Annotated in this window: 20 protein-coding genes; 9 read left to right on the plus strand and 11 right to left on the minus strand. The window is 34.9% G+C overall.

Translation table 11 applies throughout. From position 1 onward, the window contains the following. Positions 1 to 447 precede the first annotated feature (447 nt). Entirely contained in the window at positions 448 to 927 is a 480-nt protein-coding gene (locus ACFX5F_RS08805; RefSeq protein ID WP_379851693.1) for a regulatory protein RecX, read from the plus strand. A gap of 15 nt (positions 928 to 942) precedes the next feature. On the opposite strand, the gene ACFX5F_RS08810 is transcribed toward ACFX5F_RS08805, so the two are convergent. From ACFX5F_RS08810 to ACFX5F_RS08825, 4 genes are all read right to left on the minus strand, one after another. Next, positions 943 to 2097, minus strand: a complete 1155-nt coding sequence (locus ACFX5F_RS08810) for a beta-ketoacyl synthase N-terminal-like domain-containing protein (protein WP_379851694.1) — start codon at positions 2095 to 2097, stop codon at positions 943 to 945. A gap of 100 nt (positions 2098 to 2197) precedes the next feature. Continuing rightward, positions 2198 to 3469, minus strand: coding sequence for an adenosylmethionine--8-amino-7-oxononanoate transaminase (gene bioA / locus ACFX5F_RS08815; protein ID WP_379851695.1), 1272 nt, complete (start codon positions 3467 to 3469; stop codon positions 2198 to 2200). Positions 3470 to 3517: 48 nt separating this feature from the next. After that, positions 3518 to 4135 carry a dethiobiotin synthase gene (gene bioD / locus ACFX5F_RS08820; RefSeq protein ID WP_379851696.1) on the minus strand — a complete coding sequence of 206 codons (618 nt, stop codon included), beginning with the start codon at positions 4133 to 4135 and terminating at the stop codon, positions 3518 to 3520. A gap of 52 nt (positions 4136 to 4187) precedes the next feature. Then, positions 4188 to 5327 (minus strand): aminotransferase class I/II-fold pyridoxal phosphate-dependent enzyme, encoded by a 1140-nt coding sequence (locus tag ACFX5F_RS08825; RefSeq protein ID WP_379851697.1) that lies wholly within the window; start codon positions 5325 to 5327, stop codon positions 4188 to 4190. A gap of 295 nt (positions 5328 to 5622) precedes the next feature. On the opposite strand from ACFX5F_RS08825, the gene ACFX5F_RS08830 reads away from it, so the two are divergent. The 6 genes from ACFX5F_RS08830 (at position 5623) to ACFX5F_RS08855 (ending at position 11655) form a co-directional block, all read left to right on the plus strand. Beyond that, complete coding sequence (locus ACFX5F_RS08830; protein WP_379851698.1) at positions 5623 to 6162, plus strand: hypothetical protein; 540 nt, start codon at positions 5623 to 5625, stop codon at positions 6160 to 6162. A 459-nt stretch (positions 6163 to 6621) separates the two neighbouring features. Beyond that, entirely contained in the window at positions 6622 to 7827 is a 1206-nt protein-coding gene (locus tag ACFX5F_RS08835; RefSeq protein ID WP_379851699.1) for a hypothetical protein, read from the plus strand. A gap of 59 nt (positions 7828 to 7886) precedes the next feature. Further along, the gene (locus tag ACFX5F_RS08840) at positions 7887 to 8810 is read left to right on the plus strand and encodes a hypothetical protein (RefSeq protein WP_379851700.1); all 924 of its coding nucleotides are present in this window, start codon (positions 7887 to 7889) and stop codon (positions 8808 to 8810) included. After that, positions 8800 to 10356, plus strand: a complete 1557-nt coding sequence (locus tag ACFX5F_RS08845) for a vanadium-dependent haloperoxidase (protein ID WP_379851701.1) — start codon at positions 8800 to 8802, stop codon at positions 10354 to 10356. Before ACFX5F_RS08840 ends, ACFX5F_RS08845 begins: the two co-directional genes overlap by 11 nt. A 238-nt stretch (positions 10357 to 10594) precedes the next feature. Next, positions 10595 to 11017 carry a DoxX family membrane protein gene (locus ACFX5F_RS08850; RefSeq protein ID WP_379851702.1) on the plus strand — a complete coding sequence of 141 codons (423 nt, stop codon included), beginning with the start codon at positions 10595 to 10597 and terminating at the stop codon, positions 11015 to 11017. A 95-nt stretch (positions 11018 to 11112) separates the two neighbouring features. After that, positions 11113 to 11655: a GNAT family N-acetyltransferase gene (locus ACFX5F_RS08855; RefSeq protein ID WP_379851703.1), complete on the plus strand. Its 543-nt coding sequence runs from the start codon at positions 11113 to 11115 to the stop codon at positions 11653 to 11655. Positions 11656 to 11704: 49 nt separating this feature from the next. Here ACFX5F_RS08855 and ACFX5F_RS08860 read toward each other — a convergent pair whose 3' ends face one another. The 7 genes from ACFX5F_RS08860 to ACFX5F_RS08890 form a co-directional block, all read right to left on the minus strand. Next, the gene (locus ACFX5F_RS08860) at positions 11705 to 11986 is read right to left on the minus strand and encodes a FoF1 ATP synthase subunit delta/epsilon (protein ID WP_379851704.1); all 282 of its coding nucleotides are present in this window, start codon (positions 11984 to 11986) and stop codon (positions 11705 to 11707) included. Positions 11987 to 12055: 69 nt separating this feature from the next. Next, positions 12056 to 13567: a F0F1 ATP synthase subunit beta gene (atpD, locus tag ACFX5F_RS08865; protein ID WP_073204939.1), complete on the minus strand. Its 1512-nt coding sequence runs from the start codon at positions 13565 to 13567 to the stop codon at positions 12056 to 12058. 259 nt (positions 13568 to 13826) lie between these two features. Further along, positions 13827 to 15398: a G-D-S-L family lipolytic protein gene (locus ACFX5F_RS08870; RefSeq protein WP_379851705.1), complete on the minus strand. Its 1572-nt coding sequence runs from the start codon at positions 15396 to 15398 to the stop codon at positions 13827 to 13829. Between the two features lie 30 nt (positions 15399 to 15428). Beyond that, on the minus strand, positions 15429 to 18263 hold the full coding sequence (locus tag ACFX5F_RS08875) for a TonB-dependent receptor (protein WP_379851706.1): 2835 nt from the start codon (positions 18261 to 18263) through the stop codon (positions 15429 to 15431). A gap of 301 nt (positions 18264 to 18564) precedes the next feature. Continuing rightward, a complete protein-coding gene (gene glmS / locus ACFX5F_RS08880; protein WP_379851707.1) occupies positions 18565 to 20412 on the minus strand; it encodes a glutamine--fructose-6-phosphate transaminase (isomerizing) in 1848 nt (615 codons plus the stop codon). Positions 20413 to 20421: 9 nt separating this feature from the next. Next, entirely contained in the window at positions 20422 to 21999 is a 1578-nt protein-coding gene (gene bamH / locus ACFX5F_RS08885; protein WP_379851708.1) for a BamH family beta-barrel-assembly machinery protein, read from the minus strand. A gap of 48 nt (positions 22000 to 22047) precedes the next feature. Continuing rightward, positions 22048 to 22854: a glycogen/starch synthase gene (locus ACFX5F_RS08890; RefSeq protein ID WP_073204923.1), complete on the minus strand. Its 807-nt coding sequence runs from the start codon at positions 22852 to 22854 to the stop codon at positions 22048 to 22050. Positions 22855 to 22962: 108 nt separating this feature from the next. Between ACFX5F_RS08890 and panC the strand changes: the two genes are divergently transcribed. Both panC and panD read left to right on the plus strand, forming a co-directional pair. Continuing rightward, entirely contained in the window at positions 22963 to 23811 is an 849-nt protein-coding gene (panC, locus tag ACFX5F_RS08895; RefSeq protein WP_379851709.1) for a pantoate--beta-alanine ligase, read from the plus strand. A gap of 13 nt (positions 23812 to 23824) precedes the next feature. Beyond that, complete coding sequence (panD, locus tag ACFX5F_RS08900; protein ID WP_379851710.1) at positions 23825 to 24175, plus strand: aspartate 1-decarboxylase; 351 nt, start codon at positions 23825 to 23827, stop codon at positions 24173 to 24175. The last annotated feature ends 134 nt before the right edge of the window (positions 24176 to 24309 follow it).

The raw sequence follows: 24309 nt of genomic DNA on the forward strand, positions 1-24309 counted from the left end.
CAGAAAACGAATCTGGGTATCGTTGAAAAGAATTTACCGATAGTGTTTTCCATGAAATTCCATGCCAAGAAGAGACGTGATTCCATAGTTCAGATTTTGTAAATCATTAGTTTACAGTAGTTTGATAAAAAAAATGTTTGCGCTAACACTAATGCTAGTGTAGATAGTAGATTTATTTTCATAATAGTATAGATTTGGGGAAATCATTTATAGATGTTACACTAAGTAAATAAAAAAGAAATTCAACACCCTATAAAATCGATAACTTGCATCGATACCTGTTACACTGCTGATTTTAAGTCATTTGACGAGCTATTTTTCAAATAAAACCAAGTCGTTATCTATGTAAAACTAAAAAACCATTTAGGATGATTCTAATTTGTTTTCAAAATTCTATCTTTTTAAATCAACAATAAATACTTAAATTCACCATTTTAAAACCGACACATGAACCCAGTTTATTCCATAAAAGCAGCTCTGCAAAAAATAGAACAATATTGCGCCTATCAAGAACGCTGTCATGAGGAAGTGATACAAAAATTGAGAAGTATGAAAATGGATTCGGACGAAATTGACTCCATAATGGTACATCTTATAAGTGCTAATTTTCTCAATGAAGAACGTTTTGCATGCAGTTTTGCCAGAGGAAAACACAGAATCAAAAATTGGGGAAAAATCAGAATTGTAAACGAATTAAAGTCAAAAAAAATAACACAAACTCTAATCAATATTGCACTAAAGGAAATCTCCCCTGAAGAATATGCAACAACTTTTCACACATTGGCAGAACGCCACTGGCAATCCATACGAGAAACCAATCTGATGAAGAAAAGAAAGAAATTCTGTGATTATATGCTTCGCAAAGGATTTGAAAGCAATTTAGTTTTTGAAAAAGTCAAAGAGTTGGAGAAATTAAAGGAAGACTAAAAAAGGCCAGCTAAACTACAAACTCAAAAGTACGCTTACCGCGTTTCCACCAAAACCTACCGCATTAATCAATACTTTTCTAATAGGTTTTGTTTGTAATTGTGCTTCCGCAAAAGGAACTCCGATGAACCTATTGTGTTGCATCATCATAATAGCCAGTTCCAAACTCAAAATCCCCGATGCACCAAAAGTGTGCCCGATTTTCCATTTGTTGGTAGTCAATAAAGGAAGTGTTTCACCAAAGATTTTCTCAATAGCTCTGTATTCAGTTAAATCACCTTTTATCGTTCCTGGTGCGTGCATGACGATCACATCAACTTGCGATAAATCCGTATTTTGCATAGCCATTTTCATTGATTTCTGGAAACAAGTCGCTTCCGCTGAGATGGAAATATTATGCTCCAAAATTTCGGTGGCATAACCAATTCCTTCAATGTAAGCCAAGGCATTTTCTTTTTCCCCAATTTCGAGACAACAAACTCCGGCACCTTCACCAAGAATCATAGTGCTTTGTTTTTTTTCTAAATCAAGCGCACGATTTGGATAATCTTCTTTACTATTGGAATAAATTTTCAACGCCCGCATTTGCGCAATTGTAAAATCTGTCAATGGTGCTTCACTCCCACCAACCAGAAATTTATCAGCCATTCCGGATCGAAGCCAAGCCACACCGTTTAGCATAGCATGCAAAGCCGTAGAACAAGTAATGGAGTGCGAAATTTCAGGACCTGAACTTTGCAAATCATGGCTGACCCATGAGGAAACATTACCTAAAGTTGTTGTAGGAGAAGCAAGTGTATGCGCTTTCCCCGTTTCTAAATATTCTTGATAATGCTTTTCAAATAAATCAGTGGCACCGCGAGAAGAACCAATGTTGATTCCGAATACATCATTCTGAGTCCAACCTGCATTTTCTATCGCTTTCCTTGAAGCCGCCATAGCATACAAAACAGATTTATCTAACGATTTATATTTATTATCTGATTCTCTTAAGTCAGCAATAACTTGTTCAGAATTAGTATCTAAAGCCGCAACATAGGTTTTTTTATTGTCTAAATCATGTTCCGTAAAACAATGATTTTGATTAAGATAATTTTGCCAAATCACTTCTGGAGTATTCCCTAACGGTGAAATAGAAGCAATGGCGGTTATGGAGATTGTTTGTGACAAAATGCTATTTTTATTTAAAGGCAAAGGTCGCGAAGTTTTTTTTGAAATTTACGGGATTTAAAAATTTATACTTTCAAAACATACCTTTATTGTTATAAATTTATACTATTTCTAAAGCCTTTTCGACCACTTGATACACTTTTTCTAATTGCTCATCAGTAATAATATATGGAGGCAGAATGTAAACGATGTTCCCAACAGGACGCAGAATTATTCCGTTCTCAATAAAAAAATCATATAGTTTATTGCGCAATGTTCCGTAGTAACTGGTGGCACTTTCGGTTTTTATTTCTAAAGCAAAAATGACTCCCAGTACTCTTGTTGTGGTTACTTTTGGATGGCTTTTTATATGTGCCTGAAAGTCCAAATGATTTTGATTTACCCGAGCAATATTAACTTGCATCTCATCGGTTTGCAACAAATCTATACTTGCCAAAGCCGCCGCACAACCCGTAGGATTTGCCGTAAATGTATGCCCGTGAAATAATGCTTTATTAATATCATCATCATAAAAAGCCGCAAAGATTTCTTGGGTAAAAGTGGTTATCGCCATAGGAATTGTTCCTCCGGTCAACGCTTTTGACAAGCACATCATGTCTGGTTTTTCTATTTGATAATCCGTTGCAAAAGTTTTACCCGTTTTTCCAAAACCGGTCATCACTTCATCAGCAATCGTCAGCACTTTATTTCCCTGACAAATTCGGATTAATTGGTCCAACGATTCTGGCTCATACATCACCATTCCTGCTGCTCCCTGAACCAGTGGTTCATAAATAAAACCAGCGCAGTTATTATCTTTTATTACTTTGTTCAGTGCATCATAACTTTCCTGTTCTTTTCCTTCTAAAGGTACCGGGATCCGAACCACATCAATGAACATTCCTTGAAAAGCCTGAGTATAAAATGAAATTCCGCTAGCCGCCATTGCTGCAAATGTATCACCATGAAAAGCATTTTCGAAAGCAATTATAGTAGTTCTCTTTTCTCCTTTATTGAAAAAATATTGCAATGCAACTTTGATAGCCACTTCAACAGCCGTAGAGCCATTATCTGAAAAGAAAACTTTTTGCTGATTTTTAGGCAAAATTTCAATCAACTTCTCTGCAACCAAAATAGCTGGCTCATGAGTAAATCCGCCAAAAAGAACGTGTTCTAATGTTGTGAGTTGCTTGTAAATCGCATCGGCAATGAATTTATTTGAATGACCGTAAGGATTCACCCACCAGGAAGCGATTGCATCTATATATTCTTTGTTATTCTCGTCCCACAGTAAAGCCCCTTCCCCTTTTTTAATGGCAATTGGCAATGCTGCAGTTTTGTGTTGTGTATAAGGATGCCAAAGATACTGGCTGTCTCTTTCTGTTAAAGTCATTTGAATTTTTGATTTTTGATTAACGATTTCAGATTTCAAAATTAGAAGTTACAACTCCAATAAATTTTCTCGGAACGAATCAGCATATTCTTTTATTATATTTTGGTCAAAATACGGTTCCTGCTCTATTCTTCCAATGCATTTTACTCCAGTTTTACTCCCGATTATTTCTTCAGTCGCTTTGTTTTCATCGCCAGAAAAAACAATTCCAGCAATTGCTATTTTTCTGTTTTGTAAAGCTTCAATGGTCAATAAAGTATGATTGATACTTCCCAAATAATGACGGGAAACCAATATCACTTTATAATCGGGCTGAATCAAATCTATAACGCAATCATTTGCATTTAAAGGAACAAAAACACCTCCTGCACCCTCTACAACCAAATGATTTTCTGTTTTGGGTTCAATGATTTTATTTAAATTAATCGTAATTTTGTCCAGCTCAGCAGCAAAATGTGGACTTGCCGGAGTATTCAAAGCATAACTATTAGGATGAATCATTGTCTTTTTATTAGACAAAAATGATTTGACCTTTTGGCTATCGGAGTTTTCTAAATCTCCCGCTTGAATGGGTTTCCAATAATCGGCTTCTAGAGCCTCTGTTATAATTGCCGAAGCAATGGTCTTACCGACATCGGTAGATATTCCAGTGATAAATAGTTTCATTTATTATAATTTTATCCCGTCAGAGTTTTGAACCCTGACAGGTTCTTTTGAACTAAAACACAAAAGTACTTAACAATCGCAATACTTCGGAGATTTCTTCTTGTGAATTATAACTGTGCAAACAAAAACGCAGACGTTCTTGACCTTCGGGAACGGTAGGCGACAGTATGGCTTTGACATCGAAACCTTTTTCCTGTAATTGATTTGCTATGGATTTTACACTTTCGTTTCCCGGTATAATAGCCGATTGAATGGCTGATTTGCTTCGAACAAATAATTGTTTTAATCCTAATACACTCTTCTCTTGGTTGAAATGAATGATATTTCCTCGAAGCAATTCTATATTTTGTTTTTCTTTTTCTAAATAGTGATAACACATTAAAATCGTAGCAACTGAATGTGGCGAAAGTCCCGTAGTATAAATAAAACTTCGCGAAAAATTTACTAAATAATCCCTCAATTCCTGAGATCCTAAAATAGTGGCGCCATGACATCCCAAACCTTTCCCGAAAGTCATAATTCGAGCAAAAATCTGATCTTGCAAATTCAGCATTTGCACCAATCCTTCCCCTTTTGAACCAAAAACGCCCAAAGCATGCGCTTCATCAATAACTAAATAGCAGTTATATTTCGCCGATACTTGTACTAATTCCACAAGATTAGGTGTATCGCCGTCCATTGAAAAAACGGATTCCGTAACGATATAAATGACTGCATTTTGATTTCGAAGAATTAATCGTTCTAAATCCTCAAAATCATTATGATTAAATTTATAAGCTTTAGCATTCGACAATTGAATTCCGTCCCGAATAGAAGCATGACACAATTCATCATATAAAATCAAATCCCCTTTTTGCGGAAGCGAACTAAAAAAACCAACATTAGCATCATAACCTGAATTAAAAATCAAAGCCGATTGCGATTTATGAAACTGTGCTATGAAGTTTTCGGTTTCTGGATACAGTTTATGATTTCCGGATAATAATCTGGAACCTGTCGCTCCGTTTTGAAGGCTATCATTATCCACTAAATACTGATGCGTTTTATGAAAAACAGTTTCAGATTTTGACAATCTGAGGTAATCATTAGAAGCAAAATCAATTGTTTTACCACAAGAAGGTAATTGTCTTAATGCATTATTCTGCTTTCTGATTGCAAGTCTGGCGGATAGATTTTCTGGAAACTGTCTCATATAGTGCAAAAATAAGCATCTTTTTTGGTTTATAAATTTGAATCATTAGTGTTTGTCACTTTATGAAAATACATTCTTATTTCGCATCCTTATAATGTTGAAAAAACGTACAATATTTTGATTAAAATGCAATTCTTTAATAATTAACGTTTGAATAAATAGGAATCAAAATAAAATTGATAAATTTTTACGAAAACGGTTTCGATTTTATGTTATGTTAAATTTATGTTAAAAAACATTAATTTTTTTAATTTTCGCTGTTTCGTTATTAAATAGTTTTCTACTTTCGGCAAATATGAAACGAATTGCATCACTTTTCTTACTAGCAACATTGTTTTACAATGTCTTAGGATACTATACGATGTTTGCCTACCAAAAAGAGCAAACATGGGTGTCTAGTATGGAAAAAATTCCAAGTTCTGAGTTTCAAGTAATACGATTAAATGCTTCTGTTTATTCATTTATTGAAGACACTGATTTTGAATATGTAAATGAAAATGTAATAATTAAAAACAAAAGCTTCCATATTTTCAAAAAAAGAATTCAAAACAACATAATCAGTTTATACTACTTACGTAATTCTTATGGAGATGTAATCGGTAAAGATTTAAACGAAATTGTTGATAATCAATTATTCAACAGTACCCCTTCAAAAGAATCACCTGCAAAAAAAATTCTCAAAACTTCTCTTCCGGATTACATACCAAACAATACAATTTGTATTGATTTTTCGGCAAAAACTGGTTTGAATTCTCGTGAACCAATCATTACCCCAAATAAAGAGTTAGATTCCGGATACCTTTCCTTGTCGTACACGCCGCCTGACGTAGCTTAACATCTCTTATTGTTTAAGCGAAATCATTCGCATCCATGAGGTATATGCAAATTCAGGATTATTTGTAATTATTTATCAGTCAAGACGAACTATTATTCTAAAAAACTTATTGAAATTAACTTTTTAAAACACATTTTTTGTGCGCCTGACCCACATTTTAGTGGAGGTGAAGGAAGTCAATTTTTATATTTTTAAAAGGACAGTGCAGTTTCCTTTTCTAAAATTACGACTTCAATCAATTTGCATAAAAATTTAGATTTCAAAAATATCTTTGAATCATCTATTTACCTTGTAAACCCAAGATTAAATTTTGGCGAAAGCCATTAAATCATCTTGTTTTCTTAACAATAAGAACCAAAAAACCTTTTTATTTTTTTTGAATACCCATATTTCCATTAATGGACAAAGTTGCTATTCCTATCTATTACAATGCGATTTAATTACTAAACAAACCAAACTTTGAAAACTTTATCCTTTATATCTTCGTCCTTTACTTTTATTGCAATTCTTTTCATCTCCATTCATTCAGAAAACATCTCTGCTCAAGGCTGTGTAGCGGTTCGCCAAATGGGAGGTCAAAACATGAATTCTTCCAACTCTTATAATTTAGACCAAGGAGAATTCCAAGTAGGTGCAAATTATCGTTATTTTCATTCATGGAGACACTTTGTAGGAAAAGAAGAGCAACCACAACGTCAAACTACGGGTGGTGGTTTTGATGAAAACGGAAAAGAACGTGGTAATGCCGTTAATATCTATTCACATGCAGTAGACTTAAATATTTCTTACGGATTAACTGACCGTATTCAGTTGAATGCAACATTACCTTATGTAAACAACGAGCGTTCCCAAGTATTAAAGCAAACAACGCCAGTAAAAAACACTTTCCGATATAGTGTTGACGCGCAAGGTATTGCTGACGCTCGCTTGAGTCTTAACTACTGGGTCTTTGATCCTAAAACAGCGAAAAAAGGCAACCTTATGGTAGGTTTAGGAGTAAAACTCAATACAGGAAGTCATGACAAAAGAGATGATGCGCCGCAAGCCGACGGAACTACCAAAAGTGTTGTAATGGATCAGGCTATTCAACCTGGTGATGGAGGAGTAGGTTATTCAGTAGAACTTCAAGCATTCCGACAACTAACAGGACGACTTTATGGTTTTGCCAATGGATATTATTTGTTTAACCCAAGAGAGTCAAACGGCACCTTTAAATCAGCACCAAAAGCAGGATTGGAAGGATATGAAATTTATGCTAGTCCTGATCAATATTTTGGTCGCGCAGGATTTATGGCTGCCGTGGACAAAAAAGAAAACTTCACCGTATCCCTAGCTGGAAGATTTGAAGGAATTCCTGCTTACGATGCCTTTGGAGGTCAAGTAGCTTATCGTCGCCCTGGCTATGTAATTGCTGTTGAATATGGTTTTTCATATAGAATAGGAAATCATGGCTTGAGTTTATACATTCCTTACAATGTTGTTAAAAACCGAATTCAAAGTGCAGCAGATATCGCTAGTCAAGATTTACAAAATTCTGTAATTACAGATCCGACAAAATACGTACACGTCCAAGGTGACGCAGCATTTGCAGATTATTCAATTAATGTAGGCTATTCTTATCGCTTCAATTTAAATAAAAAAATGAAAGTGACTATGAAGCATTAAATAAAAAAACAATAGTTAAAGATCACTTCTTACATTCTATAATTAAACCAGTTTATTAAATGAAAAACTTTTACTTGGGTTGCCTACTGTTGGCACCTTTATTTATAAATGCGCAAACAGAGATTGATGGTATTATGATGAGCAAAAATAATTTTTGCTTTGGGGCGGTTTACCAATACAGCAGTTGGAATGAGTATTGGGAAGGAACCTTCAAAAGAGAGAACTTAAACCTGGGAACAGTATCGACCAAATCCGTTGGGATAATGGGAAACTACGGTATTACCGATAAATTAAATATTCTTTTTAGCGTGCCTTATGTAGAAACAAAGGCTTCTGCTGGTACCATGGGAGGGCAAAAAGGCCTGCAGGATTTATCATTAACGATAAAATATATGCCCATAGAAAAAACAATTGGAAAGGCTACGTATTCCTTCTATGTCTTGGGAAGTTTTTCGACCCCTATATCCAATTACTCCGCTGATTATTTACCGTTAAGCATTGGCCTACAAAGTAAAACAGCAGCTTTACGATTGATGGGGGATTTTCAGCTTGGGAACTTCTTCTCAACCTTATCTGGAGCGTATGTAAAAAGAGCCAACATAACCATCGATAGAAACGCCTATCTCACTGACGAAATTCATTATACAAATGAAGTCGATATGCCTGATGCTATTTCAGTAAATTTTAGAGCGGGTTTTCGATCTAGTAGATTGATCGCAGAATTCGTTATAGACAATTGGGTAACGCAATCAGGAGGATTTGACATTACAAAAAACAACATGCCATTTCCGAGCAATACGATGAACGCCTTAAAATATGGTGTTAATTCTAAATATACATTAAAAAAAATACCTCAATTATCTCTTGTAGGCGGCTTTAACTATGTAGTTCAAGGAAGAAACGTTGGAAAATCTGACACCTTTTATGGTGGTTTATTTTATGTGATTAATATTAAAAAAACAAGCGAACAAGATGAAAACTAAAATACAAAAAATAGCCTCTTCCACTCTTCTTACTTTATTTCTTGCCTGTACGTATTCTTGTAGTGATGATATTGTAGAACGAAACGAGCAATTTCATGCCTTGAACCCAACAAATACTGACGATTTGGCTGGCACTTGGAAAACATTTTTATTGACGACTCCAAACGAATTCGTACTAGATATTCCCATTGCAACAAATACGCCGGCATTCACAAGAGAAATTAATGAAATAAAAAGTTACCAGGTAAACATATCGGAAGATCAAAAAAGAATAATAAAATACTGGAGTGCTGGTGGTGTTTTGCGCTGGAATGAAATCATGCGAACATTAGTGGCTAGGCACAACCGTCCTCCTTATCAAAACGAAGACGGGACTTACCCAGCACCTTCGGCAGCGAATCCGTTTGCAAATCCACAATTTCCATTTTCAAATCCGCCTTATGCAGCCAGAGCGTACGCCTATGTCAGTGCAGCGCAATATGATGCTATGGTTGCCACTTGGTATTATAAAAAATTATACAACAGAGCAGCACCTTTTACCGTGGATGCCACTTTACAAGTTTTAATTCCAAAAAGTCCAATGCCTTCCTACCCGTCTGAAGATGGTGCATTATCTGGCGTTACAGTTGAATTATTAAAATTATTATTCCCAACTGAAATCGCTTACATAGACGGAAAAGCGGAAGAACAAAAACTCTATCGCATCATTAGCGGTGCTAACGTTAGAAGTGACGTAGAAGCTGGGATCATTTTAGGAAGAAAAATTGCAGCCAAATTTATTGCACGAGCTAGTACTGATGGTGCTGGAGCTGCTATTGGAAACCAGGCTCTTTGGACTCAATTGGAAACACAAACGGCGGCTGCCGGCGAAACACCTTGGAAGTCTTTGGATTTACCGGTAAGACCACCAATGTTGCCGTTATTTGGTAAAGTTAAGTCGTTCTTGATGACTCCTGAAATGGTTGTAGCCAACCGCCCAGTACCACCACCATCTACAAAATCAGAACAATTTGCCAAAGAACTGGCTGAAGTAAAAAGCTATGAAAAAAATGCAACTAGAAAAAACATGGAAATTGTTACTTTTTGGGCTGACGGTGTAGGAACTTACACACCACCTGGACACTGGAATGCTATTGCAGCTGAATCATTTGTAGAACAAGATTATAGTGAAGTGCGTTGGGCTAGAAATATGGCACTATTGAATATTGCCATGATGGACGCTGCCATTAGCTGTTGGGACGCAAAATACACTTACTTTAACCCACGACCATCCCAAATGGACCCTTCTATAAAAACATTGACAGGAACCCCTAATTTTCCTTCCTATGTGTCTGGACACTCTACATTTAGCGGCGCTGCCTGTGCAGTTTTATCGCATATTATTCCTGCAAAAGCAAAAAGTTTTATAAATATGGCAAAAGAAGCATCCGATTCTCGAATGTTTGGCTGTATTCATTATAGAAGTGACTGCGAAAAAGGACTTGAATTAGGCGAAAAAGTAGGTGGTTTTGCCATTGCAAGAGCCGCTGTTGATGGCGCAGAATAATACAAATAATTAAGTTGATACTTTGTTTTAATGGTTTGTTTTAATATTTCAGTTTATCAACTACAGCCTAACAGACGTTGGAAATCTGTTAGGCTTTTTATCTTTTAGCAGTTGAATTTCACAATACAATAACTTCTTTTTCTAATCTTGCAAGACACCAAGCGATACAACTAACATATTCAAACATTCTATTATGAGACCAACATTCAACCTTCTTTATTTTAGATTTAGCAAAAAAATGGAAAAGCATAGTATCAATGTGATGCGAATTTCACTGGCAATAGTTTACGTTTGGTTTGGAGCTTTAAAGATTTTTGGGATCAGTCCCGCAGGTGAATTGGTGGAGCAAACCGTTTATTGGTTTCGACCAGAAATATTCATCCCAATTCTTGGAATCTGTGAAGTACTTATTGGACTTGGTCTACTGATAAAAAAATTCATTCCTTATACAATTCTGTTGTTATTACTTCACATGACAGTTACACTTTTTCCCATTTTTATTTTAAAAACAATTTGTTTTAACTCCTTTCCATTTTGTCCAACTTTAATTGGACAATACATTATAAAAAATCTAGTTTTAATTTCAGGAGCACTTGTAGTTTCCGGAAAATACAATGAAAAATATTATATAGAAATGAATTTGAGATTAAGTGAAGAATAAAATCTAAATCCATTTAGTATAATTAAAGATTTCCTAATATTAGGACTACAGAGATAGCAAAGCGCTATTAATTAAACCGTGATCCTTAAAATAAAATGAAACCTATACTTTATAAAAGAGCATCAACCCTAGACGAACTGCAACAAATTAGAGAACTTCAATTACTAAATAGTTCTCAAAATATAAGTTCTGAGGAAAAACTACAAGAGGGATTTGTAACAGTACAACATACCGTAGCGTTATTAGATCAAATGAATACCGCTTGCGCGCATATTATTGCAAAGGAAGGGAAAAAAGTTGTGGGTTTTGCATTGGTGATGCTCTCTAATTTTAGAAATGAAATTGAAGTTCTCATTCCAATGTTTGAAAGAATAGACTCAGTGTTATCACCCAATAAATCGTATGTTATAATGGGCCAAGTTTGTGTAGATAAAAACTATAGAAAACAAGGAATATTTCGCGGATTATATGATTTTTACAGAACGCAACTTCAACATGAGTTTGATTATTTGATTACAGAAGTTGCAGCAATAAATCAACGCTCTATGAATGCACACGAATCCATTGGTTTCAAAAAAATAGACAGTTATGAAGAAGAGGGCATCAATTGGAATATTATGCTTTGGGATTGGAAATAAAAAAAGCCCTGCAAATTGCAGGGCTTTCATTTTATAAATAGAAATTATTTTAGTCTGCTAAAATAATAACTTTATTGTCTTTCATTTCGATTGTTCCTGAAACAATAGCAAGCGTGTAATTTTGATCATCTATTTTAGTAAACTTACTTACTACATCCTTGGTAAAATGGAAGCTTGAAGCTGCAATTTTAATAACTCCTTTTCCTAATATAGAAACAATAGGAGCGTGATGATTCAATATTTGAAAACTTCCGTCAATTCCTGGCAATGTAACCGAAGTTACTTCTCCTGAAAATAATTTTGCTTCTGGTGATACTATTTCTAATAACATATTTTTTAGTTTACAGTCTCAGTTTACAGTCACAGTACTAAATACTGAGACTGAACACTGAACACTAATTTATGCTTCCGCTAACATTTTTTCTCCAGCTTCGATGGCTTCTTCAATAGTACCTTTAAGGTTAAAAGCGGATTCTGGCAAGTGATCTAATTCACCGTCAATAATCATATTAAATCCTTTAATAGTATCTTTGATATCAACTAACACCCCTTTTAACCCTGTAAATTGCTCCGCAACGTGGAAAGGTTGAGATAAGAAACGTTGAACACGACGCGCTCTTGAAACGGCTAATTTATCTTCTTCAGATAATTCTTCCATACCAAGAATCGCAATAATATCTTGTAATTGTTTGTATTTTTGCAAAATTTCTTTCACTCTTTGTGCACAGTCATAATGCTCATCACCTAAAATTTGCGGTGTAAGGATTCTTGAAGTTGAATCCAATGGATCAACTGCAGGATAAATACCTAACTCAGCAATTTTACGAGACAATACAGTAGTAGCATCAAGGTGAGCAAAAGTTGTAGCCGGAGCCGGGTCAGTTAAATCATCCGCAGGAACGTAAACCGCTTGTACAGATGTAATAGAGCCCTTGTTTGTAGATGTAATACGCTCTTGCATCGCTCCCATTTCAGTAGCCAATGTTGGTTGGTAACCTACCGCAGATGGCATACGACCTAAAAGTGCCGAAACCTCAGAACCTGCTTGTGTAAAACGGAAGATATTATCAACGAAAAACAAAACGTCTTTCCCTTGATCAGTACCTGCTCCATCACGGAAATATTCCGCAATCGACAATCCAGAAAGTGCTACACGAGCACGAGCTCCTGGAGGCTCATTCATTTGACCGAAAACGAAAGTAGCTTTAGACTCTCTCATTCCTGGCATATCAACTTTAGATAAATCCCATCCTCCATTTTCCATAGAGTGCATGAATTCATCACCGTATTTTATAATTCCTGACTCTAACATCTCACGAAGTAAGTCATTTCCTTCACGTGTTCTTTCTCCTACTCCTGCGAATACTGAAAGTCCACCGTGACCTTTTGCGATATTGTTGATCAACTCCTGGATCAATACTGTTTTACCAACTCCAGCACCACCGAACAATCCAATTTTACCCCCTTTTGAGTAAGGCTCAATTAAATCAATTACTTTAATACCCGTGAATAAAACTTCAGAAGAAGTAGATAAATCTTCAAATTTAGGTGCTTGTCTGTGAATAGACATTCCGTTTTCACCTGTTTTTGGCAAGTTTCCTAAACCATCAATGGCATCTCCAATTACGTTGAACAAACGACCGTAAACATCGGCACCGATTGGCATTTGGATAGGATTTCCTGTTCCAACTACTTCATAACCTCTACTCAAACCATCTGTTGAGTCCATCGAAATGGTACGAACTGTGTTTTCACCAATGTGAGATTGCACTTCAAGTACTAATAAAGTACCATCTTTTTTTGTGATTTCTAATGAATCATAAATTTTTGGAAGTTCAACATCCTTACCGTTGAAAACAACGTCAACTACTGGGCCAATGATCTGGGCAACTTTTCCTATTACTTTAGACATTACTTATGTATTTATTAAATAGCTATTTAGGTTTATGAAACAGAACCAATCGAAACTTATCGATTAGACACTTTTTTCAGTGCGCAAAGATAATTTTTTAAAATAAAAAATCAATACCTTTTTCTATAAAAAACATGAAAAAATTAAAGTATTATTTAAAAACGGATCTAAAACAAACAAAAACCTTTTATCCCACTTAAAACAAGAAACCACCTCATTACAAAATGGGTGGTTTCTTTATCAAAAATTAAAAACAATTTTATTGAATAACTGCAGGATACAATATTGGATAAAGACTCAAATCAACCGGTTTTAAAGTTGAAGAGTATTTAGCATTAATTGCAGCCATAAATGCATTTGTTATTAATGCGTAACCTCTCGGCCCTGGATGAACACCATCAAGCGAAAACGCTCCACCGGTCACATAAGCTGAAGTGAGTGTGAAACTATTACTAACAACACCTCCAGTTGACAATTGAGTCATAATAGCTTTAGTATCAACAAAAGCCAGACCTTTAGCATCTGCAATTGCTTTTATAGTAACATTATAAGCATCTGTAGCAACTTTAACTTCCGCAATTTCCGTTGGTATTAATACGTGCTTATCTTGTAATGGATACGTAATTCCGAATTTATTTAAAGGAGAAGGCGGTGCCATTCCAATACCAGAATCACTTGCGGTAGGAGCTGCTCCTATTGCAGATTGAGTTGGCAAAAGCACTAAATCCGTAGCAGTAGCTTGTCGAGCCTGCCCAAAAACAGTTCCGTAAAAAGCTGCTGTTGCCGCTCCCAAACTCGGAGTAAAAGCTGCCGTTAATTGAGCAGATAAATTTGTTAAAGACTCATCCTTAATCAACATTGGATTAGCAGCCGTTGTAGAAAGAAGGTTAATTCTAGTTCCTGCTCCAAACGCCGTTAACGCTTGTTTTAATGGCCCATACAATTGTGCATTTAACGCACCTATAGTAGCCTGTCCTACCGCTTCACTACCACCACCAAGAACTTTAGCAGTCAAAGGATTATAAGGAACGGTCGTGAAATATGGAAGCGTACTTACATAAGGAAGATTAGCCACCACTCCTTTTGCTCCATTTGCTGTTAAACCATTGACTAATCCTGAATAAACACTTGCAAAAACATTAGGATCTGTTATGTCATTTCCGCCATAAGTAGCTGGATTTAAATTACCTGTTTGGTTTACACCAATACCTCCAGAAGTAGCATAACCCAAAACATCATTCCCTCCTATCCACAAAGAAAAGAAAGTGGGAGCCTGAACTAAAGCATCTGCCAAAACTGTTGTTCCCGATGCAGTTGCAAATCTTGCAAAATAAGGATTTGCAGCACCTGTAGCTACTCCAGCAACATTTCCATAACCAGGAGCAATAAGATGATAACTTTTTGCTCCGGGAACTCCTAAATTATTAAAAGGTCCTGTAATTTTTGAAGTCACCTCAGTTGTTGGAACACCTGGAACCGGAGTCGGAGAAGATGTACTTAATTTAAAGTACAAACGAGTACCAGCAATTACATTTCCTCCTAATAACAATCCTCCCAAATTATCCGATGTGAAAGGCGTTTTAAAATCGCCTCCACCAGCAGTGACAAATTGTTGAGCTAAAATATTCACATAAGAACCTTCTTGTCCTTTTTTGAAAAGAGCCCCATCACTATATCCTGCAGCGAATGAATCTCCCAAGGCAACATATTTTGTAAAACTTGCACTACCTGATGTTACCGGAACTTCAACAGGTGTCGAATTTTCATCGTCGTTATTACATGCTATAAAGGTTAACGAAACCAATAGTAGCCATTTGAAATTTTTTATCATGGTTGTATTTTTTAAAAATTATTGATTTAATTAAGGATTAATCGTCCAAGAAGCAAAATATTGATGCCCAATTAATCCAGCGCCTAATACTTGACTGTATTCTTTCCCTCCAATATTAGAAGCTCCTAATTTAAGTGTTGATTTTAATTTTGGTATGTTATAATTGATTTGAGCATCAACCACCGTAGCCGCGCTAATCATACCATCTACCATTGTAGATTGCCATAAATATTCGCTATTCCATCTTCCACTTACGTTAAATCCAAAATTTTCAAATAACTTTTCGTTTCCAAATGAAGCTTTCAACTTATGTTTTGGCGTGTTAAAACCTGCTTCAAAACTTGGATCTTTAGCTTGGTCAAATTTAAATTCAGCAAAATTATAATTAACTCCAAATTCAAAGTCTTTATATACTTTTTTAGAAAGTCCAAGACCAAATCCAAGAGATTTAATTTCTACATTAGTATTAGTATACAATTGATACACTCTGAAATTACCATTTTGAAGTGCATGTAACGTTTGAGCACCCGGATTCGTTGGACCCGCAAGAGGATTTGGAGAATCTTGCGTAGTACCATATAAAGGTGCTACAACATTTAAATTTCCAATAAAATCGTTATAAATATTATAATACCCATTGATATCAACCGAAACGTCTTCTATGAATGATCTATATCCCAACTCAAATGCTTTAACTTGTTCAGGTTTTACATAATTTACGTTTGTTTTTCTTAATAATGCAGAAGCCGCAATAGGATTACTAGCCGCTAGAGCACTAAAAGCAGCTACTGAGGAAGCGGTATACGAATTATTGTAAGCATTTAAACCAGTTAAAACAACCGTTGTTCCTCCGGCTAAAGCTTGACCAACTGCAGTTGAAACAGGCCAAACTTCGCTATATCTTGTTAGGTTGTCAGGAGCTGAACCAAGAAGCAAAGCACTTCCTACATTAAACCCGATGTATTGATCTTGGGTTGATGGGTTTCTAAAACCTGTTTGAAAAGAAGCTCTAAAGTTGTGATTCTTTCTTTCCCCTGCTGAATACACAAGAGATACTCTTGGAGAAACATTTCCATCGAAATTTTTTGATTTATCATAACGAACAGATCCTGTAAATTTCAATCTATCGTCCATTAATTTTTTTGTTAACTGAGTATAAAAACCATAGTCAGTATAATTAATTGGTCCGTTTGCATCTGTATAAATTCGGCCATGAGAATTCAACTCATACAATCTAAAAGATCCTCCAACCTGAATTTCTGCAAATTTTACAATGTCTTTAAAATTATAATTAGCATCAGAGTGGTATATTCTTGAATTATCAACCAATTTCGAACCCGAAAGCACACTTGGATCAGCAATAACACTATTAAAAGCAGCTTTAAATTCTGGTGTACCTGGAAGAAATCTTCCTGTATCAGCCGTATTTCTTGCAACTATGTGTGCATTTTCAGGTGTCATTCCTCCTAATGTAGATTGAATGTAGGCTCCAGCATATTGACCAAACCATGTCTTGTCATCTTTCCATTTTCTATTTACATTAATACCTGTAAAAAGCATATCATATGATTTTCCACCATCCTCATTAGTTGTATACCCTCTTACGAAAAAGTTTTTCCCTTTGAATTCTAATTTATGCTGTTGCATAAAAAAGTCATTCAAGTAATATCTATTGGCTCCTTGGTATACAGCATTTCCAAAACCAAATTTACTTTGCCAAATAACCTCTAACTTTTCATTCCCAAAAGGTCTGTAATGAAGTGAAAAGTCGATTTTAGTATTACTAGCCTTGTTATTTGTTAAATCGATTTCATTGTATCCAGTTCTGCTTACATTATAATTTGGAAGTAAGTTTACGGCAGCTTGAGAAATCAAACCTAAAGAGGCTAACGACTGCCCAACTCCCTTTATATTTGTGGAAACCTCGTCACCATAAACATTTATTCCATCATAATTTACATTACTTCTATCAATACCTGAACGAGTCTTGTCATCATAGTTTGTTGCATACCAATCCGTTCCACGCATGTAAGTAAAGTTTACTTTCCCTGCTAATTTTGAACTGAAAGCATGCGCCATTCTTACGCCATAGTCAATATAGTCATTTGTCCCAGCAGCTTCTTGACTTGTCTGTCCAAATTTTGCATAAGCAGTAATTCCTTGACTTGTAAATGGGCTTTTACTATTCATAAATAAAATACCGTTAAAAGCATTTGCACCATATAGAGCAGAAGAAGCTCCTGGCAATAACTCTACACTTTGAACATCAATTTCAGAAACACCAATCATATTTCCTAATACAAAATTCAACAATGGCGATGAATTATCCATTCCATCTACCAATTGCATAAAACGTGTATTGGCTACTGTTGCGAAACCACGCGTGTTTATTGATTTAAAAGACAAACTACTTGTGTTCATTTGAACTTCTTTCATATTTTCCAAACCATCATAGAAAGTCGCAGACGCCGATTTTTTTATGTCAGCAATACCCATTCTTTCAATTGTAACGGGAGATTCCAACACTCTTTCTGGAGTTCTTGAAGCAGAAACGACTATCTCATTCAATTTTGTTTCTTCGTCAGCAAGTTTAACTGCTACTTTTTGATTATTCGATGAAATCGTTACTTTTTGTGCTCCAAACCCCACGCTACTAACATTGATCACGTAAGGTGGTTTTTTTGAAGATTGCAAAGTAAATGAACCATCCATCCCTGTAACAGTAGCGGAGGTTTCACCAACAATTTTAATATTGGCTCCAGGAATAGGCTGATTGTTACTGTCAGTAACAACACCCGAAATTGTATTTTGAGCAAACGTTAAGCTGCAAAAAAACAATGACAAAAAAAGTAAATACACTCTCATTTGGTTAAATTTTTTGATTTATGCTGCCAAAGTACAATTATTTTTAATATTAATAAAAAAACGTTAAAAATAATTCATTATTGTTAACGTTACACCAACATTTTAACACATTTACGACAATATGATTTTTATACTAATCTCTGTTTATGTGTTAAAATGTTGCAATATACTATGCGTACATACTAATTTTAAGAAAAATTTGAGTTTATCATAAAAATGAATAGTTTCATTTATTTTTATCCAAAAAAAAAAGCGAGATCAAAAATCTCGCTTTTTTTATAAAATAGTTTCAAATAGTGTTTTATTCCACCGTAACAGACTTAGCAAGGTTACGCGGCTGATCTACATTACATTCTCTCATAACAGCAATATGATAAGACAAAAGCTGCAACGGTATTGTAGTTATTAACGGAGATAACGCATCCGAGGTTTCCGGAATTTCAATAACATAATCCGCTAATTCACGAACTTGAGTATCTCCTTTAGTAACAATTGCTATTATTCTTCCGCTTCTAGACTTTATTTCCTGAATATTACTTACAATTTTATCATAATGACCTTGTTTTGGCGCAATTACCACAACAGGCATATGTTCATCTATTAAAGCAATTGGGCCATGCTTCATTTCTGCCGCTGGATAACCTTCTGCATGAATGTAGGATATTTCTTTAAGTTTCAAAGCTCCTTCTAAAGCCACGGGAAAATTATACCCTCTTCCTAAATACAAGCAATTTGGCGCATCTTTAAATGTAGCCGCAATTTCTTTAGCTCTATCATTTGTTTCTAATGCTTCTTTAACTTTCTCGGGAATGATTTCCAATTCTTGTAAATACCTATGAAAGTCAGTATTTGACAATGTACCTTTAGCTTTAGCCAATCGAAGCGCTATCATTGTTAACACCGTAATTTGAGTCGTAAATGCCTTTGTTGATGCAACACCAATTTCTGGTCCAGCATGAGTATAAGCACCAGCATGAGTTTCTCTTGAAATAGAAGAACCAACTACATTACATACTCCAAAAACAAAAGCACCGTGCTCTTTGGCTAATTTTATAGCCGCCATGGTATCAGCGGTTTCACCAGATTGAGATATCGCTATAACAACATCTTTACTGTTGATAATTGGATTTCTATATCTAAATTCTGAAGCATATTCTACCTCTACAGGAATTCGAGCAAATTCTTCAAATATGTATTCTGCCACTAAACCGGCATGCCATGATGTACCACAAGCCACGATTATAATTCGGTCAGCATTTAAGAATTTTTCTAAATTATCTTCTACGCCTGACATTTTGATAATTCCTTCATTCGCATGAAGTCTTCCACGATAGGTATCTTTAATTACATTTGGCTGTTCAAAAATCTCCTTAAGCATAAAATGATCGTAACCCCCTTTTTCAATTTGCTCCAAATTCATTTGAAGTTCTTGAATATAAGGATCAACTAAAGAATCATCTTTAATTTTTCTCACTTTCATCGCCTTGTGCAATCTAATAATAGCCATTTCGCCATCTTCTAAGTAGATAGCATTAGACGTATATTCTATAAATGGTGAAGCGTCAGATGCAATAAAATATTCTCCTTCTCCAACACCAATTGCCAATGGACTTCCTAAACGGGCGGCCACAATTTCGTCTGGATTATTTTTATCAAAAACTGCAATAGCATATGCACCAACAACCTGGTTTAATGCAATTTGCACAGCTTTTCCTAATTTTAGTTTCTCTTTTTTTTGTACTTCTTCTATAAGATTTACCAATACTTCGGTATCTGTATCAGAATGAAAAATGTAACCTCTTTTTATCAATTCCACCTTCAATGGTGCATAATTTTCGATAATTCCATTATGAATTATTGCCAAATTTCCCGAATTCGAAAGATGAGGATGAGAGTTAACATCGTTTGGTACACCATGTGTAGCCCAGCGCGTATGTCCCATTCCTATAGTCCCATTAATAGAAATTTCTTTCGATGCTCTCTCCTCTAAGTCTACAACTTTACCTTTAGTTTTAGAAATTTTTAAGTTCTCACCATCATAAAGCATGACACCAGCACTATCATAACCTCTATATTCTAGTCTTTTCAGACCTTTTATAACAATAGGGTAAGCTTCTCTATAACCGATATATCCAACAATTCCACACATAATTTCTACTTAATTAGGTTTCGTATAAAAAATTTCAAGTTTCAATCTTTTGTCCACAGGAACTGTAGATTTTCCTCCGTAAAGAATAGTCCCTAACGGATTCATGACGCTAGCTCTTGGCACTCGTGAAGAAAAAGTATTGGGTGTTTTCAAATAACTTGAAGTCACCGTGCTTATATCTTCAGTCACCACAAGACCTAATTTTACATTTGTTGAATCAGAATTTTTTATTAAATTTCTTATCTGATTTGTAATTCTGATTTTATAAGTCAACCCTTTATTTGTGGCAGTTTCTTTATTAATCATACCTCCATAAATCAATTTCCCGTTTTTAGGGTTTGTACCTGTGGTAGCATCATTAAAATAATCAACAACCGGACGATTATTGGTCAGGTCAAATAAATAGATTCTATTAGGTTCAAAAACTTTTACTCCTCCAACATCTTTCATTTTGTCTGTATCGATGTGAAAAACAAGATTTGCTTCATTAATTAACCAACCATTAGATCTCAAAGTTGTAAGCTCCCCTGGAGTACTAAAAAGATCAAGAATAGCCATTGAACCCTCGCCACCTTTTAAGAATAGATTTTCATCTCCGTCAACAGTATTTGGATTAGCTGTGGCATTCGAGTATAACGCGTTTGTATTAGTTTGCTCTAAAAGACTTACTGAATTTCCAACCATGTTCAGTACGATAGACTTATCAACTCTGGTAACCGTAACCACTGTACCAACTGTTGTAGACAAATCTTCTTTATATTTTATAGTAATTTTTCCTAACTTAAAATTCAATAACGCTAAGTTTCCTGCGCTACTTCCTGATTTTTCTACCTTGAAATACAAACCTCTAAAATAGTCTTTAAACACATCTGCCGTAGCTAATTTACCGGCCGGTGCATGTAATATTTTAGAGTCAAAAAAACTTTTATTCAAGTTCAATCGCATCCCTGGAGCAGTACGCGTTGTAGTTTCGACTTTTGTAGTTGCATCAGTGGTTTTTTCAACATATTCAGCAGCACTAAAAAAGAAACCGTCGTTTTGAGCAACATTTACATCATCATTCAAACGATTTCCAATCTTGCCATTATCAAAATTAACATTCTGATTAGTGTAATATCTTTGCGCTTCTTGAAATCCTCCTGCAGGATCTAAATCTCGCATAAAATATCCCGACTCATAAACGTTTAATTTAATTTCAGCAGGATTTCCGCCGTAAATAGAATCTAATTCATAAACATGACTGCCATCAGTATTTGTAACCGTTTTAGTTGCATCAGTAAAATACGGAACAGTCAAAACAACACTTTCAATTTCGGGATTACTTCCAATTTCAGGACTTACAGAACCTAAACTCAATTGTGTTGCAAAATTAGCGGTTGTTGTCCCAAAAGCAGGATTTGTATAAATTCCCAACCCATTTACAGCAAAATCATTGGATTGTACAGGACCTATTTTTTGATTGTAGGCTATCACATTTGACGTATAGGTGCTAAAATCAAAATGGTTATCACCAATTAAATCCCCACCAATCGCATTATAATCTTTATCACACGAATACAAAAGGATAATGCTTGCTAGAACTAGCATTTTCTTAAAAAAAGAAGTATTGTACATATTTATTAATAAAAGTTGAATTTAAAGAACCTCGTTTTTGTAGAAATTAGTATACGCTTCCGCGAATTTATCTTTCGGGGCGAAAGGTAAAAAAGGTTTCCCTGAAGATTCTATAAATTTTGTTAAACTTGAAGACAGGTTTTCAGATGCAATAATTACGGCGTCAGAGTGCATAATAGTTGCTTTCATAATGTGTTCGTAGTCAGGTGTTTCTAATTCAACAATCGCTTCATTAGGAATTCCGTCAAATTTCACTTTATTAATCATTTCAGCATCCAAAATCCCTTCAAAAGACTGACTGTAAACAGAAGTGACAATTTTGGTTTCAGAAAAAAGAGCCTCATTTTTATAAAAATGTTTCAAATAAATAGGTAACATAGCAGCCATCCATCCGTGAACATGAATAATATCAGGAACCCAATTTAGTTTCTTAACGGTTTCAACAACACCTTTCGCAAAGAAAATAGCTCTTTCATCATTATCCGGATACATAACCCCATCCTCATCCGTGAAGGTTGCTTTCCGCTTGAAATATTCGTCATTATCGATAAAATAAACCTGAATTCTCTCTTTTGGAATGGAAGCGACTTTAATAATCAAAGGCATATCCAAGTCATTAACTACCAAATTCATCCCTGAAAGTCTAATTACTTCGTGTAATTGGTGTCTTCTTTCATTAATATTTCCATATCTAGGCATGAAAATTCTTATCTGTCCACCTTGATCATTGACCATCTTAGGAACGTCATAAGACATTAAAGAAACCTCATTTTCAGCAAGGTAAGGCACCACTTCAGATGATACATATAATATCCTCTTATCTTTCATATTGTAATTTACTTAGTTTATTGGTAATAAAAACCACGCAAAATTACAAAAATTTATGCAGTTATTAACTAAAATAGTAAGTTTGCATTTAATTTTAACAATACCATCATGCATATATTCTACGGAAAAGCGGCTTTGATAGACTTCTTGAAATCTGTTAAAACTACTCATTCCACTATTGGGTTTGTTCCTACTATGGGCGCTCTGCATCAAGGTCATCTGGCATTAATGCAAAAATCATTATTGGAAAATGAAAATACTGTTGTCAGTATTTTTGTAAATCCAACCCAATTTAACAATCCTGAAGATTTAGCAAAATATCCAAGGACATTAGAAGAAGATGTAAAAAAACTTACAGCTTTAAGTTCGAAAATCATTTTATATGCTCCTACGGTTGAAGATATTTATGATGGACAGCCCGTTTCTCAGTCTTTCGATTTTGATGGATTGGAAAACCAAATGGAAGGAAAATTCAGACCGGGTCATTTTGATGGCGTTGGCACCATCGTAAAACGTCTTTTTGAAATTGTGGAGCCTACTAACGCTTATTTTGGCGAAAAAGATTTTCAACAATTACAAATTGTAAAAAAAATGGTCGCAAAAAACAACTTAAAAGTCAATGTTGTTGGTTGTCCCATTTATAGAGAACCCAATAATTTGGCCATGAGCTCCAGAAACGAGCGATTATCCGCCAAAGAAAGAGAAGAAGCTGCCATTATCTTTAAGACATTAAATATTGCAAAAGAAAAATTCATGAGCAAAAGTGCTACTTTGGTAAGTGAATGGGTACAACAATCATTTGAAAAAAATCCAATGTTTACTTTAGAGTATTTTGTAATTGCTGATGAAGCTACACTACTGCCCAGCCTAAGAAAAAATAAAAATAAAAAATACCGTGCTTTTATAGCCATTGTCGTCAATAATATCCGTTTGATTGACACTATTTCATTAAATTAATTACTTTTGTAGCATGCAAATTCAAGTCGTAAAATCAAAAATTCATCGAGTAAAAGTAACTGGAGCTGATTTAAATTATATCGGAAGCATTACTATTGATGAAACTTTATTAGAAGCTTCTAATATAATTGAAGGAGAAAAAGTTTCTATTGTAAATATTAACAATGGGGAACGTTTTGACACTTATGCCATCAAAGGCGAAAAAAATTCTGGCGTAATAACCCTCAACGGACCCGCAGCGAGAAAAGTACAAAAGGATGATATCATAATCATTATTTCGTATGCCACATTAGAATTTGAAGAAGCAAAAACCTTCAAACCATGGATTATTTTTCCTAATGAAAAAGACAATTCTTTAACGTAGTTTTTAGAAAAAAAATCCGCCTTAACGAAATCACAAGATGAATTTTTAAAGATTTTCAACAAAGTCCTTTATAAGATCAAGCATTTCTTGCTTAAATTTTATAACAGTTGTTTTTGTTGGTCTGTTTTTAATAA

Origin of the sequence: Flavobacterium zhoui (assembly GCF_042787235.1) — a bacterium.
In the GTDB taxonomy this organism is placed as follows: domain Bacteria; phylum Bacteroidota; class Bacteroidia; order Flavobacteriales; family Flavobacteriaceae; genus Flavobacterium; species Flavobacterium zhoui.

Excerpts from the sequence above, each read along its gene's own strand:
- panD (WP_379851710.1), top strand. The coding sequence starts at position 23,825 with ATGCAAATTCAAGTCGTAAAATCAAAAATTCATCGAGTAAAAGTAACT.
- ACFX5F_RS08830 (WP_379851698.1), top strand. The coding sequence starts at position 5,623 with ATGAAACGAATTGCATCACTTTTCTTACTAGCAACATTGTTTTACAAT.
- ACFX5F_RS08890 (WP_073204923.1), bottom strand. The coding sequence starts at position 22,854 with ATGAAAGATAAGAGGATATTATATGTATCATCTGAAGTGGTGCCTTAC.
- ACFX5F_RS08825 (WP_379851697.1), bottom strand. The coding sequence starts at position 5,327 with ATGAGACAGTTTCCAGAAAATCTATCCGCCAGACTTGCAATCAGAAAG.
- ACFX5F_RS08840 (WP_379851700.1), top strand. The coding sequence starts at position 7,887 with ATGAAAAACTTTTACTTGGGTTGCCTACTGTTGGCACCTTTATTTATA.
- bamH (WP_379851708.1), bottom strand. The coding sequence starts at position 21,999 with ATGCTAGTTCTAGCAAGCATTATCCTTTTGTATTCGTGTGATAAAGAT.
- bioA (WP_379851695.1), bottom strand. The coding sequence starts at position 3,469 with ATGACTTTAACAGAAAGAGACAGCCAGTATCTTTGGCATCCTTATACA.
- ACFX5F_RS08870 (WP_379851705.1), bottom strand. The coding sequence starts at position 15,398 with ATGATAAAAAATTTCAAATGGCTACTATTGGTTTCGTTAACCTTTATA.
- ACFX5F_RS08845 (WP_379851701.1), top strand. The coding sequence starts at position 8,800 with ATGAAAACTAAAATACAAAAAATAGCCTCTTCCACTCTTCTTACTTTA.
- panC (WP_379851709.1), top strand. The coding sequence starts at position 22,963 with ATGCATATATTCTACGGAAAAGCGGCTTTGATAGACTTCTTGAAATCT.
- atpD (WP_073204939.1), bottom strand. The coding sequence starts at position 13,567 with ATGTCTAAAGTAATAGGAAAAGTTGCCCAGATCATTGGCCCAGTAGTT.
- ACFX5F_RS08850 (WP_379851702.1), top strand. The coding sequence starts at position 10,595 with ATGGAAAAGCATAGTATCAATGTGATGCGAATTTCACTGGCAATAGTT.
- ACFX5F_RS08805 (WP_379851693.1), top strand. The coding sequence starts at position 448 with ATGAACCCAGTTTATTCCATAAAAGCAGCTCTGCAAAAAATAGAACAA.
- ACFX5F_RS08855 (WP_379851703.1), top strand. The coding sequence starts at position 11,113 with ATGAAACCTATACTTTATAAAAGAGCATCAACCCTAGACGAACTGCAA.
- bioD (WP_379851696.1), bottom strand. The coding sequence starts at position 4,135 with ATGAAACTATTTATCACTGGAATATCTACCGATGTCGGTAAGACCATT.
- ACFX5F_RS08860 (WP_379851704.1), bottom strand. The coding sequence starts at position 11,986 with ATGTTATTAGAAATAGTATCACCAGAAGCAAAATTATTTTCAGGAGAA.
- ACFX5F_RS08875 (WP_379851706.1), bottom strand. The coding sequence starts at position 18,263 with ATGAGAGTGTATTTACTTTTTTTGTCATTGTTTTTTTGCAGCTTAACG.
- glmS (WP_379851707.1), bottom strand. The coding sequence starts at position 20,412 with ATGTGTGGAATTGTTGGATATATCGGTTATAGAGAAGCTTACCCTATT.